We start from the raw sequence: 14,985 nt of genomic DNA, 5'->3' as shown, positions 1-14,985 counted from the left end.
GCCGGCCAGCGGCCGGCACTACCCGTATCGCTTGGTTGCCGGCCAGCCGCCGGCATTACCGGGTGCGCGATGGCGCGCGTCAGATTTTTTTGCCGGTGTAGGCCACGACCGTTGGTCGTGGCGTCGGACGGCCAAGGCGTAGGAGCGTGTGCCTACCAACGGTAGGCACCTACCGGCGGTGGGTACCTACCGGCGATGGGCGCCTACCGATGGTGAGCGCCTGCCCGCCTTTATTTTTTCACCGGGCGCTTCCAGCCGTCGATGGTTTCCTGCCGCGCGCGCGCGAGGGTGAGCTTGCCGTCGGGGGCGGTACGGGTGATGACCGAGCCGGCGGCGATGGTGGCGCCTGCGCCAATCACCACCGGGGCCACCAGCGCGCTGTTGGAGCCGATGAAGGCGTTGTCGCCGATGGTGGTCTGCGACTTGTTCACCCCGTCGTAGTTGCAGGTGATGGTGCCCGCACCGATGTTGACCTTGGCCCCGATCACCGCATCGCCCAGGTAGGTGAGATGGTTGGCCTTGCTGCCCGGCCCCAGCGTGACCTTCTTGGTTTCCACGAAGTTGCCCACGTGGCTGCCGGCGGCCAGCACCGTGCCCGGGCGCAGGCGTGCGAACGGCCCGATGTCCGCCGCGCCGTCGCTGACCACGCCGTCCAGGTCGCAGTGCGCCTTGACCACGGTGCCCGCGGCCAGCGACACGTCCTTGAGCCGCGTGAACGGCCCGATGCTGACGCCGTCGCCCAGTTCGACCCGGCCTTCCAGGATCACGTTGACGTCGATCTGCACGTCGCGCCCGACGCTGACCGTGCCGCGGATGTCCAACCGTGCCGGGTCCAGCACCCGCGCGCCCTGCGTGCACAGCGCCCGCACCGCGCGCAGCTGCCACGCGCGTTCCAGCTGTGCCAGCTGCCACGGGTCGTTGGCGCCTTCGGCTTCCTGCGCGTCCTCGACGAACGCCATGTCGGCCGGGGTGTAGTCATGCGCGGCGGCAGCGAACACGTCGGTCAGGTAGTACTCGCCCTGTGCGTTGGCATTGGACAGCTGCGACAACCAGGTGCGCAGCGCCGTGGACTCGGCGGTGATGATGCCGGTGTTGATGGTGCGGATGGACAGCTGCTCGTCGGTGGCGTCCTTCTGCTCCACGATCGCCGCGACCCGGCCCTCGGCATTGCGCACGATGCGGCCATACCCGGTGGGGTTGGCCACTTCGGCCACCAGCACTGCCAGACGGCCCGGCTGCGCCAGCAGGTGGCGCAGGGTGTCGGTACGGATCATCGGCACGTCGCCGTACAGCACCAGCACGGTGGCCGCGTCGGGCACGTTCGGCATGGCCTGCTGCACTGCATGACCGGTGCCCAGCTGTTCGCGCTGTTCGGCCCAGAGCAGGTCGGTCTGGCTGGCGAAGGCCTCGCGCACCGCATCGCCACCGTGGCCATACACCACATGGATGGCGGCCGGCTGCAGGTCGCGGGCGGCATCGATCACATGGGCCAGCATCGGGCGGCCGGCAATCGGCTGCAGCACCTTGGGCAGGTCGGATTTCATGCGCTTGCCAGCGCCGGCGGCGAGGATGATGACGTGCAGGGCTTGGGTCATGGGGCAGCGTGTTTGGGCGGTAGTGGCTGCGATTCTAGAACGCGGACAGTTAACATGCTGCGTTTCCGCACCGGTATCGCCGTCCCGTGAGTCTGATCCGCCAAGGCAGCCGCTTCATCCTGATCGGCCTGGTGCAGTTGGTCGTGGACTGGGCGGTGTTCGTCGGTGCCACCGCATTGGGCGTGCCGACCGTGCCGGCCAACGTGCTGGGCCGCGTATGCGGAATGCTGCTGGGGTTCTGGCTCAACGGCCGCTATACGTTCGCTGCCGATGGCGATCACCGCCTCGGCTGGGCGCGTTTCGCACGGTTCCTGGCGCTGTGGCTGCTGTTGACCGCGGTCAGTACGCTGTTGGTGAGCACAACGGCGCAGCACCTCGGCCTGGCCTATGCCTGGCTGGCCAAACCGATCGTCGAAGGCGGCCTGGCCGCCGTCTCGTTCCTGCTGTTGCGGCGCTTCGTCTACCGCTGAGCGGCCGGCGCAGGAACCGGGCACCGGTACGGTGCCCGGCAGGGTCAACTTATTCGCACTTCAGCGCGCTGACCACCTGGGCGAACTGGTCGTTGGCCGACTTGCAGCCGGCTTCCAGCGCGGTCTTGTCCTGCATGGTGGCCCACTGGGCCTTGGCCTGGTCCACGCCCTGCTGGAAGGCAGCGGCCGTCTGCGGGTTGGACTTGTCGAAGCAGGCCTTGGCGCGGGTCAGGTAGGCCTCACAGGCCTGCGGCAGGCCCGCGCCGATGCCGGCATCGGCAACCGGGGCAGCGGTGGTCGGCGCAGCCGCCGCCGGGGTCGGGGTGGCCGGCGCGGCAGCGTCGTCCTTCTTGCCACACGCCACCAGGCCGGTGAGGGCCACCGCGAGAATCAATGCGTTCTTGAACATGGTCATTCCTTGATTGAACGGTCAGGGGTTTCGAATGCCTGCATGACAGTCTCCGGCCGCGCACGTCCGGGTGCATGTCGGGCAGGTGCACTTCTAGCATCAATGCCCGGCGGCGTCATTCTGCGCCGCATCGGGTGCGCCCGCGGCTGGCACCCTGTCGTGCAGGCAGAAGCCCAGGGTGGCCCGCACCAGGGCGATGCGCGTGGCCTCCTCCAGCGGCGCGCCCCGCGTGCCCTGCATGGCGATGGCCCGCGCCAGCTGGCGCGGGCAGTCCGGCGCGGCGCGCACGTCGTCCAGCTGCGCCCAGTGCGAGAGCAGGCGCTCATCGAGGGTATCGATGCGTTCGCGGATGGCGTCCAGCGACGGCGGCGGCGAGGGCGTCCTGCCCAGCAGGAAATGCTGGATATCGACGTGCTGCAGCAACTTGTTGGCCTCGATCAGCTGGCGGTAAGCGGCCTCCACCGCGTCCGGGTCCAGCCCCAGCTGCACGGCGCGCTCGCGCTTTCCGGCGAGCACGACTGCCTCGCGCTGCGGGTCTTCAATCGGGCGTCCGGCCACAAACTTGTAGGCCGCCACGTCGTGGGCGATCGCGTTGCGCGCCGCCACCCGTTGTACCCAGACGCCCAGACTGTCCAACGGCGCGAGCGCGGATACGCGGGCAGACAGCAGTAGGCTGCAAAGGACCGCAATGACCAGGGGGGTGCGGGCAGGCTGCATCGTCAGGACTCGGGCAAAGGATGCCGCCGATTCTGCCCGCCCTGCCCGCGCGCCGATACCGGGTCGATCACAGTCCGGGCCATCGGGTCGCCCGGTGGCCCAGATACGACAACGCCGGCACAAGGCCGGCGCGGTCGAACATCAGCAGACGGGCTGCTTAGTGCTTGAGCGTCTTGCGCAGGCGCTCCAGCGCCTGCAGCTGGACCACCGCTTCGGCCAGCTTCTGCTGGGCTTCGGCGACGTCCATGGCTTCGCCACGGTTGGCCAGCACGCGTTCGGCTTCTTCCTTGGCCTTGCGTACCGACGCTTCGTCGATGTCCTGGGCACGGATCGCGGTGTCGGCCAGCACGGTCACCACCTGCGGCTGCACCTCGAGGATGCCGCCGGAAATGGCGAAGTCGAGCTGCTCGCCGTTCGGCGTGGTCACTACCACCTTGCCCGGCTTCAGGCGGGTGATCAGCGGGGCATGCTTGGGCGCGATGCCCAGCTCGCCCAGCTCGCCGGTGGCCACGACCAGGGTCGCTTCACCACGGAAGATTTCCTGCTCGGCGCTGACGATGTCGCAACGGATGGTGCTCATGTAACTCTCTTCGCTAGGGGGCGGGTGTGACCCACCGCAGGGATTCCGCAGCGGTGGGCAGATGCCCACCCCGTGTCACGGTCGGGACGGGCGTGTGCCCGTCCCCGCCGCATCAGGCCTTCTCGGCCATCTTCTTGGCCTTCTCGACCGCTTCTTCGATGCTGCCGACCATGTAGAACGCCTGCTCCGGCAGGTGGTCGTACTCGCCATCGACGATGGCCTTGAAGCCACGGATGGTGTCCTTCAGGGTCACGTACTTGCCCGGCGAGCCGGTGAACACTTCGGCCACGTGGAACGGCTGGCTGAAGAAGCGCTCGATCTTGCGGGCGCGGGTCACGGCCTGCTTGTCTTCTTCGGACAGTTCATCCATGCCCAGGATGGCGATGATGTCCTTCAGTTCCTTGTACTTCTGCAAGGTCTGCTGGACGCGCTGGGCGGTGTCGTAGTGTTCGTTGCCGATGACCAGCGGGTCCATCTGGCGGCTGGTCGAATCCAGCGGATCCACGGCCGGGTAGATACCCAGCGAGGCGATCGAACGCGACAGGGTCACGGTCGAATCCAGGTGGGCGAAGGTGGTGGCCGGCGACGGATCGGTCAAGTCATCGGCGGGCACGTACACGGCCTGGATCGAGGTGATCGAGCCATTCTTGGTCGAGGTGATGCGCTCCTGCAGGACGCCCATTTCCTCGGCCAGGGTCGGCTGGTAGCCCACTGCCGACGGCATACGACCCAGCAGTGCCGACACTTCGGTACCGGCCAGGGTGTAGCGGTAGATGTTGTCGACGAACAGCAGCACGTCCTTGCCCTTGCCGTTTTCGTCCTTCTCGTCGCGGAAGTACTCGGCCATGGTCAGGCCGGTCAGCGCGACGCGCAGGCGGTTGCCCGGCGGCTCGTTCATCTGGCCGTACACCATCGCGACCTTGTCCAGGACGTTGGAGTCCTTCATCTCGTGGTAGAAGTCGTTGCCCTCACGGGTACGCTCACCCACGCCGGCGAACACGGACAGACCGCTGTGCGCCTTGGCGATGTTGTTGATCAGTTCCATCATGTTGACGGTCTTGCCGACGCCGGCGCCGCCGAACAGGCCGACCTTGCCGCCCTTGGCGAACGGGCACATCAGGTCGATGACCTTGATGCCGGTTTCCAGCAGTTCGGTGGCCGGGGACTGGTCTTCGTACGACGGGGCTTCACGGTGGATTTCCCACGTGTCGCTGGCGGTCACCGGACCGGCTTCGTCGATCGGACGACCCAGCACGTCCATGATGCGGCCCAGGGTGCCTGCACCGACCGGCACCGAGATGGCGCGTTCGGTGTTGGTGGCCACCAGGTTGCGCTTCAGGCCGTCGGTGGAGCCCAGCGCGATGCAACGGACCACGCCGTCGCCCAGCTGCTGCTGCACTTCCAGCGTGATTTCGGTGTTGTCCACCTTCAGCGCGTGGTACACCTTCGGCACCGACTCGCGGGGGAATTCGACGTCGACGACGGCGCCGATGATCTGAACGATCTTGCCCTGACTCATTGCTGCAATCCTCTAATGTGTGCTTTGACTGTGCGCGTCAGACTGCTGCCGCGCCGCCGACGATTTCGGAAATTTCCTGGGTGATCGCTGCCTGGCGGGCCTTGTTGTAGACCAGCTGCAGGGTTCCGATCAGCTTGTTCGCGTTGTCGCTTGCCGACTTCATCGCGACCATGCGGGCTGCATGCTCGGACGCGACGTTTTCCAGAACCGCCTGGTACACCAGCGACTCGACGTAACGCGTCATCACGTGCTCCAGCACGGTCGCGGCGTCGGGTTCGTACAGGTAGTCCCAGTCGTGGTGCGCGACCTGCTTCTCAGCAGCCGGCAACGGCAGCAGCTGGTCGAAGCTGGCCTTCTGCGTCATCGTGTTGATGAAGCGGTTGTAGACCAGGTACACGCGGTCGACCTTGCCTTCGGTGAAGGCATCGAGCATGACCTTGATCACGCCGATCAGCTGTTCCAGGTGCGGCACGTCGCCCATGTGGGTGACGCTGCCGACCATGTTGACCTTGATGCGGCGGAAGAAGGTCGAGGCCTTCTGGCCCACCGTCACCACGTCGATCTCGGCACCCTTGTCCTGGTACTGGCGGACTTCGCCCAGCATCTTGCGGAACAGGTTGTTGTTCAGGCCGCCGGCCAGGCCGCGGTCGGAGGAGATCACGATGTAACCGACCCGCTTGACCTCGTCACGCTGGACCAGGAACGGATGCTGGTAATCGGTGCTGGCCTGGGCCAGGTGACCGATCACCTGCTTCATCGCCTGCGCATACGGACGCGACGTCTTCATCCGCTCCTGCGCCTTGCGGATTTTGGAGGCCGAGACCATTTCGAGCGCGCGCGTCACCTTGCGGGTGTTCTGCACGCTCTTGATCTTGGTTTTGATTTCGCGTCCGCTTGCCATCTCTTCTTCCCGTATAGCGGGGCTCTGCCCCGCTGCCATTCAACGGTGAAGCGAGGCCGTCAGGCCCCGCCACACATGCGGCTTACCAGCTGCCGGTGGTCTTGAACTCGGCGATGCCCTTCTTGAAGGCCGCTTCGATGTCGTTGTCCCAACCGCCGGTGGCGTTGATCTTGCTGATCAGCTCGCCCTGGGTGTTGGCGAAGTGGGCGTGCAGGCCCTCTTCCAGCGCCAGCAGCTTGTTGACCGGCACGTCGTCGAGGTAACCCTCGTTGACGGCGTAGATGGTCAGCGCCTGGTTGGCGATCGACATCGGGGCGTACTGCTTCTGCTTCATCAGCTCGGTGACGCGCTGACCGCGCTCAAGCTGCTTGCGGGTGGCTTCGTCCAGGTCCGAGGCGAACTGCGCGAACGCAGCCAGCTCGCGGTACTGGGCCAGCGAGATACGGATGCCGCCGGACAGCTTCTTGATGATCTTGGTCTGGGCCGCACCACCGACACGCGACACCGAGATACCGGCGTTCACGGCCGGGCGGATGCCCGAGTTGAACAGATCGGTTTCCAGGAAGATCTGGCCGTCGGTGATCGAGATCACGTTGGTCGGCACGAACGCCGAGACGTCACCGGCCTGGGTTTCGATGATCGGCAGCGCGGTGAGCGAGCCGGTCTTGCCCTTGACGGCGCCGTTGGTGAACTTCTCCACATACTCTTCGGACACGCGGGCAGCGCGCTCGAGCAGACGGGAGTGCAGGTAGAACACGTCACCCGGGTAGGCTTCGCGGCCCGGCGGACGCTTCAGCAGCAGCGAGATCTGGCGGTAGGCCACGGCCTGCTTGGACAGATCGTCGTACACGATCAGCGCGTCTTCGCCGCGGTCCATGAAGTACTCGCCCATGGTGCAGCCCGAGTAGGCGCTGATGTACTGCATCGCGGCCGATTCGGACGCGGTGGCAGCCACCACCACGGTGTGCGCCAGGGCGCCGTTCTCTTCCAGCTTGCGCACGATGTTGGCCACGGTCGAGGCCTTCTGGCCGATCGCGACGTACACGCACTTGATGCCGGTGCTCTTCTGGTTGATCACCGCATCGATGGCCAGGGCGGTCTTGCCGGTCTGGCGGTCACCGATGACCAGCTCGCGCTGGCCGCGGCCGATCGGAATCATGGAGTCGACCGACTTGTAACCGGTCTGCACCGGCTGGTCGACCGACTTGCGCCAGATCACGCCCGGGGCAACACGCTCCACCGGCGCGGTGGCCTGTGCAGCGATCGGGCCCTTGCCGTCGATCGGCTCGCCCAGCGCGTTGACCACGCGGCCGAGCATTTCCGGACCCACCGGCACTTCCAGGATACGACCGGTGGTCTTGGCGACGTCGCCTTCGCGCAGGTGCTCATAGCCACCCAGGACCACGGCGCCGACCGAGTCGCGCTCCAGGTTCAGGGCCAGGGCGAAGGTGTTGTTCGGCAGTTCGATCATTTCGCCCTGCATCACGTCGGCCAGACCGAAGATGCGCACGATGCCGTCGGACACGCTGGTCACGGTGCCTTCGTTGCGCGATTCCGCGGCCAGCTTGACCTTCTCGATGCGGTTCTTGATCAGTTCGCTGATTTCGGAGGGGTTGAGCGTGGTTGCCATCGTCAAGTCCTAGTGCCGGCGATCACGCCGGACGTTAAATGAATTCAGTTAGCGAGCGCGGTCTGCAGGCGCGACAGCTTGCCCTTGAGCGAGCCATCGATGACCACGTCGCCGGCGTCGATGACGGCACCGCCGATCAACGAAGCATCGACTGCGGTCGAGACGTCCACTTCACGACCGAAGCGCTTACGCAGCGCGGCCTTGATGGCGTCCAGTTCAGCGGCGGACAGTTCCGTGGCCGAGGTCACGGTGGCCTTGACCACGTGTTCGGCGTCGGCGCGCAGCTGGTCGTACATGCCGGCGATTTCCGGCAGCAGCGGCAGACGGTGCGCTTCGGCCAGGATGGCCAGGAAGCGACCGAAGGTCTCGCTGGACGATTCCGGCACCAGCAACGCGACGGCATCGCCGCGGTCCAGCTCCGGATTCGACAGCAAGGCCGCCACGCGTGGGTCGGCGGCTACATGGGCGGAGAACGCAAGCGCGTCCGACCACGGCGCGAACGTGCCTTCGTCGCGCGCGGTCGCGAACGCGGCGCGGGCATACGGGCGTGCAAGCGTGAGGGCCTGGCTCATCGATCAGATCTCCGATGCCAGCTCGTCGAGCAGCGCCTTGTGGGCGTTGGCGTCGATTTCGCGCTTGAGCAGCTTTTCGGCACCGCTCACGGCCAGTGCGGATACCTGCTTGCGCAGATCTTCACGGGCACGGTTGGCGGCAGCCTCGATTTCAGCGTGGGCCAGATCTTTCTGGCGGTTCGCTTCGGCGATGGCTTCATTCTTGGCGGCTTCAACGATCTGGTTGGCGCGCGCGTGGGCCTGGTCGATGATCTCGTTGGCCTTGCCGCGTGCATCCTTCAGTGCTTCGTTGACCTTTTCCTGCGCCTGGGCCAGATCCTTCTGGCTGCGGTCGGCAGCGGCGAGGCCTTCAGCGATCTTCTGCTGGCGCTCTTCGATGGCGTTCATCAACGGCGGCCAGATCTTGGTCGCGATGATCCAGATCAGACCGGCGAAAGCCAGTGCCTGGGCAACGAGGGTAAAACCGATATCCATGGGGTTCGCTCAATCTGGGGTGATGGGGTGGTTGCGCCGCCCAAGGCGGCGCAGCCTTTCCTTCATCCGCGATCAGGCGCACACGGCGCCTGATCGTTTCGCTTTCGCTGGATCAGCCTGCAACGGCCGGCAGACGGGCAACGAACTCGCCGATGGTCGGGTTGGCGAAGGCCAGCAGCAGGCCGACGGCGACCGAGATGATGAACGCGGCGTCGATCAGGCCGGCGGTGATGAACATGCGGACCTGCAGGACCGGAATCAGTTCCGGCTGGCGGGCAGCCGATTCCAGGAACTTACCGGACATGATGGCCAGACCAAGACCGGCACCGAGCGCGGCCAGGCCGATCATGATGCCGACGGCGAGGACGGTGGAGCTCTGGACTTGGGCGAGGTTGGTCAGGACGGCGAGGTACATGGTTTTCTCCTGGAACTTTGAATAGCTAAGGGTTTAGAAACAAACGGATGAAGGGTGAAGCGAAAACTCAGTGAGCGTCTTCCGACAGGCTCAGGTACACGATGGACAACATCATGAAGATGAAGGCCTGCAGCGGAATCACCAGCAGATGGAACAGCATCCAGCCCAGGCCGAATGCACCGCCTGCGATGGCGCCGGCGATACCCGCGCTGCCCAGCACCCAGATCAGCAGGAAGACGATTTCGCCGCCGAACATGTTGCCGAACAGTCGCATCGCCAGCGAGATCGGCTTGCTGAGCCACTCGACGATGTTGAGGATCAGGTTGAACGGCATCATCCACTTGCCGAACGGTGCGGTCAGGAATTCCTTGGTGAAGCCACCAATACCCTTGGCACGCAACGCGAAGAACAGCATCAGGAAGAACACGCTGATCGACATGCCCAGGGTGGCATTGACGTCGGCGGTGGGGACCGGCTTCCAGTACGGCACGCCGAGGGCTTCCAGCGGCAGGGCGATGAAGTCGGCCGGGATCATCTTGATGAGGTTCATCAGGAGGATCCAGAAGAAGATCGTGATGGCGATCGGGGTCACCAGCTTGCTGGTGCCGTGGTAGGTGTCCTTGGCCTGGCGGTCAACGAACTCCAGGCAGATCTCCACGAACGCCTGCCACTTGCCCGGCACGCCGGCGGTGGCCTTGCGGGTTGCCATCCAGAAGCCGAACACCATCAACAGGCCCATCAGGACCGAAGTCACCATGGTGTCGACGTGGATCGCCCAGAAACCACCTTCCTGCATATGGAACGTCAGGTTGTGCAGGTGATGTTGGATGTAGGAGGTGGGTGTCAGCGCCTCGCCTGCCATGTGTCCGGAACCTTGAGTTAAATAAAGGGGATCAGCGCCTGGCCAGAGCCAGGACCTGGAACATCAACCCGACGGCGATACCGGCCAACAGCGCCAATGCAGGCAGCTTGAAGACCAGGAACCCCACCATCAGGACACCGAAAACGAGTACCCACTTTGCCACCACGGCCAGGATCAGGCGGGTCATTGCCGATCCAGCCGCCTGCACCCCGCCACCCAGCGCCATGCGCGCCGCGACCCAGCCACCGGCCGACACCGCCACACCCGATGCCAGCGCCCCCAGGGCGTACATCGTTCCTGCCAGCAGCAGGAAGGCCAGAGCCAGGACAGCCACTGCAGCCAGCGGGTAAACCGCTGCGCGCAGCATCAGTCGCCGACCCGAATCAACGGAGTTCAGCACACGTATGTCCTGCAAGATCTTGAGTAGAAAGGCCGAGGTCGCAAGCAAGCGCCCCGTCGAGCCGCCAAATTATAGCAACGGGACAATTTGCGAGACAACCGCCCCCTGTTCATCCCGGATAGCCGCAAGTTGCTGCATCGCCACAGATTTTGCGTTCCACCGGCGGGCTAATCCCGGCCTGACTGGCTCTGCGCCTGTTGCGACGCACCAATTGAACTTTGGTCGCAGCCTCCTGTCAGATCAATCGACCTGCTCATTTCGATCCTCGTCGACGCCCTTGTGGCAGGTCTGGCACCCCAAAGTGGCCCCGAACTCTCTCCGGGGCCACTTTTTTTCCGGCCTTCGGCCCGGTCGTTGGCGCCGAATGCGCGCCACGGCGGGTTGCCTGAACGGGCTACAGGGCGGGTTGCGGCCACCGATGTGACCGACGGCACGCCCCGGTGCATGAACGGTACACACAGCGTCCACCATACGTTCACGAATGGTGGACGCGGCGCTGGGCAAAGTGATTCCACATCAATGAATCACTGCAAGGACACACACCGATGCGCCTGATGCTCCCCCTGCTCGCCCTGCCGCTGGCCATGGCGGCACTGACCCACGCCAACACTGCCAGCGCCGCTGAAGGTGATGATCGCTTTGCCTTGCGCCTGGGCGCGATGAACATCGATTCGGACAACACGATCCGCGGCAACACCACCGTTGCCGGCCAGGACGTGGGCTTCTCCGAAGACTTCAAGCTGGGTGGCAAGGAGTGGGAGCCGCGCATCGACGGTATGTTCCGCATCAGCGACCGCCAGCGCCTGCTGTTCAACTACTTCAAGTACGACAAGGACCGCCGCGAGACGCTCGGCCAGGACATTTCCTACGGCGGCGTGACCGTGCCGGCCGACAGCTTCGTCAAGGGCGAGCTGAAGTATCAGGTGGCCAGCCTGGTGTACGACTACTCGGTGGTGGACACCGAGAAGTTCGACCTCGGCCTGCAGCTGGGTGCCGAGTACGCCAAGGTGAGCACCAAGGCCTATGCCGACGTGGGTGACCTGTACCAGGGACGCTTCCTCGACGAGAAGGCCGACGGTGTGGCCCCGGTCGTGGGCGCCCGCATGAGCTTCACGCCGTCGGAAAAGTGGCTGATCACGCTGCAGGGCCAGTACCTCAACACCAGCTGGGGCAACTTCGACGACTACAAGGGCGACCTGACCCGCGCCAATGCGATCGTGGATTACCGCCTGACCCAGAACTTCGGCGTGTTCGCCGGCTACGACTGGTTCAAGCTGGACGTCGACCAGAAGGGCAGCGACGGCACCATCGGCCTGAAGCAGGAATTCAAGGGCCCGGTGGCCGGTATCAGCGTCACCTTCTAAGCAACCGCAGCACCTCTCTCCGAGCGCGGCAACAGGGCAACCTGTTGTCGCGTTTTTTGTTTGGATAGGCTGTCAGGCAACAGGTGTGGAGGACGCCACGGAGCGACGCTGTTTCTTGCAGCAGGCCGAGCCCCTTCGTGGCCGGCAGGTCTTTCGCAAAATCAAGGAGGAGGTGACGGCCGCAGGCCGGCGCCGGGGGACATTTGCAGAAGGGCCTGCCGGTCACGAAGGGGCCCATCCGGTCGCGACCAAAGCAAGCGAAGACACAGCCCCGCCCCGCGCCACGCAACAAAGAAAAACTCAGGAAAACGCCGGGGTTTTTGTTGAACTGGTGTCACGACCAACGGTCGTGACCTACCGTTTCTTCGGCAGGTCTTTCGCAAAATAAAGGAGGAGGTGACGGCCGTAGGCCGGCGCCGGGGGACATTTGCAGAAAGACCTGCCGGCCACGAAGGGGCCCATCCGGTCGCGACCAAAGCAGGCAAAGACACAGCCCCGCCCCGCACCACGTAGCAACGAAAAACCCCGGCGTTTGCCGGGGTCTTTGTTGAACCGGTGTCGCGACCAACGGTCGTGATTTACCGCTTCTTGGGCATGTACAGATCGGTGATGGTGCCGTCGTAGATCTCCGCCGCCATCGCCACCGATTCACTCAGCGTCGGGTGCGCGTGGATGGTGTGACCGATGTCCTCGGCCTCCGCGCCCATCTCGATCGCCAGCCCGATCTCGGCCAGCAGATCGCCGGCGTGCACGCCCACGATCGCGCCACCGATGATGCGGTGCGTCTCCTCATCGAAGATCAGCTTGGTGAAGCCCTCGGTACGACCGATACCGATCGCACGGCCACTGGCCGCCCACGGGAACTTCGCCACGCCCACCTTCAGACCCTTGGCCTTCGCCTCGGTCTCGGTCACGCCCACCCAGGCGATTTCCGGGTTCGTGTAGGCCACCGACGGAATCACCCGCGCCACCCACTCCTTCTTCTCGCCCGAGGCCACTTCCGCGGCCAGCTTGCCCTCGTGCGTGGCCTTGTGCGCCAGCATCGGGTTACCCACGATGTCGCCGATGGCGAAGATGTGCGGCACGTTGGTGCGCATCTGGCGGTCCACCGGAATGAAGCCACGCTCGGTGACCTGCACGCCCGCCTTCTCGGCCCCGATCTTCTTGCCGTTCGGCGAGCGGCCCACGGCCACCAGCACCCGGTCGAAGGTGCCCTGCGCCAGCGCGGGCGTCTCGCCTTCGGTGGCGGCCTCGAAGGTCACCGTGATGCCCTTGGCATCGGCGCTCACGCCCGACGCCTTGGTCTTCAGTTGAACCTCCACGCCCTGCTTCTTCAGACGGTCGGCCAGCGGCTTCACCAGGTCCTTGTCGGCGCCCGGCATCAGCTGGTCCATGAACTCCACCACCGTCACCTTGCTGCCCAGGGCCGCATACACCGTCGCCATTTCCAGGCCGATGATGCCGCCGCCCACCACCAGCAACGAACCCGGCACCTCGGYCAGCTCCAGTGCATCGGTGGAATCCATCACGCGCTTGTCGTCCCACGGGAAGTTCGGCAGCTTCACCGCCTGCGAACCGGCGGCGATGATGCACTGCTCGAAACGCAGCAGCTGGGTCTTGCCGTCGTCGCCGACGATCTCCAGCTCGTTGGCCGATACGAACGTGGCCAGGCCCTGCACCGTGCGCACCTTGCGCTGCTTGGCCATGCCGGCCAGGCCCTTGGTCAGCTGGGTGACCACCTTTTCCTTGTAGCCGCGCAGCTTGTCCAGGGTGATCGTGGGCGCGCCGAACTCGACGCCGAAATCACCGGCATGGGCGACTTCATCGATCACCGCGGCAGCATGCAGCAGCGCCTTGGACGGAATGCAGCCCACGTTGAGGCAGACGCCGCCGAGGCTGGCGTACCGCTCGATCAACACCGTGTCCACGCCCAGGTCGGCCGAACGGAACGCGGCGGTGTAACCGCCCGGGCCGGCGCCCAGCACCACCATCTTGCATTCGATGTCGGCCGGCTTGCCCGACGACAGCGCCGGCTGCGGCGCAGCCGGTTCGGCCGGGGCGCGGTGCGACGGGGTCACCGGCGGCTTGCTGGCCGGTGCGGCCTCCGCCTTGGGTGCGTCGGCCTTGGCCGGCGCAGCCGGTGCGGCGGCCTCGCCTTCGGCTTCAAGCAACAGCACCACGTCGCCCTCGGACAGGTTGTCGCCGAGCTTGACCTTGATTTCCTTGACCACGCCAGCGGCCGACGACGGCACTTCCAGCGTTGCCTTGTCCGACTCCAGCGTGACCAGACCCTGGTCCTTCTTCACCGTGTCGCCCACGGCAACCAGCAGTTCGATCACCGGCACACCGCTGTAATCGCCGATGTCGGGAACCTTGATTTCAATTGCGGCCATTGTTGTTCTCCTGGTACTCAGCCGGCGGTGCCGGCGAGCAGTTGCTGCAGTTCGTCGAGCGACTCGTCCAGATCTTTCCAGCGACGGTCGAGCTTCTTTTCCTTGGTGTCGCTGGCTTCGATCAGCAGCGCCACCTGTTTCATCATCAGCTTGCCGGTACCGCATTCCGGGCGCGGGCCGCTGAAGCGCTGGCCGTCCACCTGGAAGGACAACACCTCGCCCTCCAGCACCGGTGCCTTGCGGTCGGCCGGCACCGCCGCGTCCAGCGCGGCCTGCCAGCTGCGCACCAGGCGTTGTGCCAGCGCGGCCGGGATGCTGACCTGGTACTGGTCCGGCTCCTGGTCCACGCGCAGTTCAAGACCGCCCTGGCGGGCGCTGTTGTTCCAGCTGTAGACCCGCTTGTCGGCGCGGCTGTAACGCAGCGTCCATTCCTGGTCCTGGGTGCCCGGCAGCAGTGCCACGCCGGTTTCAACCCCGCTCTTGGGCAGGGTCACCAGCGACAGCGCCGGCTGTGCCTTGCCTTCGAACAGGGTTTCCACGGCCTGGCCGTAGTTGCCCACCGCCGGCGGCCAGCCGCGGCCGAGGCCGGAGCTGCAGTCCGCCGCGAGCGCCTGCGCCGCCGGCACCATGCCCAGCACCAAAGCCACGTAGAGCCGGGCTCTGCCCGGCTTCATGGCGGCCCTG

General features: G+C 65.4%; 16 protein-coding genes. 2 read left to right on the top strand and 14 right to left on the bottom strand.

Features of this window, described 5'->3' with window-relative positions:
• Positions 1–230: 230 nt before the first annotated feature.
• On the bottom strand, positions 231–1,595 hold the full coding sequence (gene glmU / locus AC1DCJ_RS15845) for a bifunctional UDP-N-acetylglucosamine diphosphorylase/glucosamine-1-phosphate N-acetyltransferase GlmU (protein ID WP_314403870.1): 1,365 nt from the start codon (positions 1,593–1,595) through the stop codon (positions 231–233).
• An 86-nt stretch (positions 1,596–1,681) separates the two neighbouring features.
• Here glmU and AC1DCJ_RS15840 point away from each other — a divergent pair, with 86 nt between their 5' ends.
• Positions 1,682–2,065, top strand: a complete 384-nt coding sequence (locus AC1DCJ_RS15840) for a GtrA family protein (protein ID WP_137190433.1) — start codon at positions 1,682–1,684, stop codon at positions 2,063–2,065.
• Between the two features lie 49 nt (positions 2,066–2,114).
• On the opposite strand, the gene AC1DCJ_RS15835 is transcribed toward AC1DCJ_RS15840, so the two are convergent.
• The 11 genes from AC1DCJ_RS15835 to AC1DCJ_RS15785 all read right to left on the bottom strand — a co-directional run bounded on the left by AC1DCJ_RS15835 (position 2,115) and on the right by AC1DCJ_RS15785 (position 10,544).
• Entirely contained in the window at positions 2,115–2,474 is a 360-nt protein-coding gene (locus AC1DCJ_RS15835) for a hypothetical protein (protein ID WP_081797307.1), read from the bottom strand.
• A 99-nt stretch (positions 2,475–2,573) separates the two neighbouring features.
• Positions 2,574–3,110, bottom strand: coding sequence for a gamma subclass chorismate mutase AroQ (gene aroQ / locus AC1DCJ_RS15830; protein WP_478071365.1), 537 nt, complete (start codon positions 3,108–3,110; stop codon positions 2,574–2,576).
• A 238-nt stretch (positions 3,111–3,348) separates the two neighbouring features.
• Positions 3,349–3,771 carry a F0F1 ATP synthase subunit epsilon gene (locus AC1DCJ_RS15825; protein ID WP_038686101.1) on the bottom strand — a complete coding sequence of 141 codons (423 nt, stop codon included), beginning with the start codon at positions 3,769–3,771 and terminating at the stop codon, positions 3,349–3,351.
• A 112-nt stretch (positions 3,772–3,883) separates the two neighbouring features.
• Positions 3,884–5,290 (bottom strand): F0F1 ATP synthase subunit beta, encoded by a 1,407-nt coding sequence (gene atpD, locus AC1DCJ_RS15820; protein ID WP_038686100.1) that lies wholly within the window; start codon positions 5,288–5,290, stop codon positions 3,884–3,886.
• A gap of 37 nt (positions 5,291–5,327) precedes the next feature.
• On the bottom strand, positions 5,328–6,191 hold the full coding sequence (gene atpG / locus AC1DCJ_RS15815; protein WP_038686099.1) for a F0F1 ATP synthase subunit gamma: 864 nt from the start codon (positions 6,189–6,191) through the stop codon (positions 5,328–5,330).
• 82 nt (positions 6,192–6,273) lie between these two features.
• Positions 6,274–7,821 carry a F0F1 ATP synthase subunit alpha gene (gene atpA, locus AC1DCJ_RS15810; RefSeq protein WP_038686097.1) on the bottom strand — a complete coding sequence of 516 codons (1,548 nt, stop codon included), beginning with the start codon at positions 7,819–7,821 and terminating at the stop codon, positions 6,274–6,276.
• 44 nt (positions 7,822–7,865) lie between these two features.
• Positions 7,866–8,393, bottom strand: a complete 528-nt coding sequence (locus AC1DCJ_RS15805) for a F0F1 ATP synthase subunit delta (protein ID WP_128097914.1) — start codon at positions 8,391–8,393, stop codon at positions 7,866–7,868.
• Positions 8,394–8,396: 3 nt separating this feature from the next.
• Positions 8,397–8,867, bottom strand: a complete 471-nt coding sequence (locus AC1DCJ_RS15800) for a F0F1 ATP synthase subunit B (RefSeq protein ID WP_038686094.1) — start codon at positions 8,865–8,867, stop codon at positions 8,397–8,399.
• 112 nt (positions 8,868–8,979) lie between these two features.
• On the bottom strand, positions 8,980–9,282 hold the full coding sequence (atpE, locus tag AC1DCJ_RS15795; RefSeq protein WP_038686092.1) for a F0F1 ATP synthase subunit C: 303 nt from the start codon (positions 9,280–9,282) through the stop codon (positions 8,980–8,982).
• Positions 9,283–9,349: 67 nt separating this feature from the next.
• Complete coding sequence (gene atpB, locus AC1DCJ_RS15790) at positions 9,350–10,144, bottom strand: F0F1 ATP synthase subunit A (RefSeq protein WP_038686091.1); 795 nt, start codon at positions 10,142–10,144, stop codon at positions 9,350–9,352.
• Between the two features lie 31 nt (positions 10,145–10,175).
• Entirely contained in the window at positions 10,176–10,544 is a 369-nt protein-coding gene (locus AC1DCJ_RS15785) for a hypothetical protein (RefSeq protein WP_181394075.1), read from the bottom strand.
• A gap of 554 nt (positions 10,545–11,098) precedes the next feature.
• Between AC1DCJ_RS15785 and AC1DCJ_RS15780 the strand changes: the two genes are divergently transcribed.
• A complete protein-coding gene (locus tag AC1DCJ_RS15780; protein ID WP_392732983.1) occupies positions 11,099–11,908 on the top strand; it encodes a hypothetical protein in 810 nt (269 codons plus the stop codon).
• A gap of 578 nt (positions 11,909–12,486) precedes the next feature.
• Here the strand turns inward: AC1DCJ_RS15780 and lpdA are convergent.
• Positions 12,487–14,301 carry a dihydrolipoyl dehydrogenase gene (gene lpdA, locus AC1DCJ_RS15775; RefSeq protein ID WP_478071364.1) on the bottom strand — a complete coding sequence of 605 codons (1,815 nt, stop codon included), beginning with the start codon at positions 14,299–14,301 and terminating at the stop codon, positions 12,487–12,489.
• A 17-nt stretch (positions 14,302–14,318) separates the two neighbouring features.
• Entirely contained in the window at positions 14,319–14,975 is a 657-nt protein-coding gene (locus AC1DCJ_RS15770) for a hypothetical protein (protein ID WP_181406280.1), read from the bottom strand.
• Positions 14,976–14,985 lie beyond the last annotated feature (10 nt).

Source organism: Stenotrophomonas sp. 10N36 (assembly GCF_056395005.1).
The sequence above is the reverse complement of the archived record's forward strand: the minus strand, read 5'-3'. Positions and strand labels throughout refer to the sequence as shown.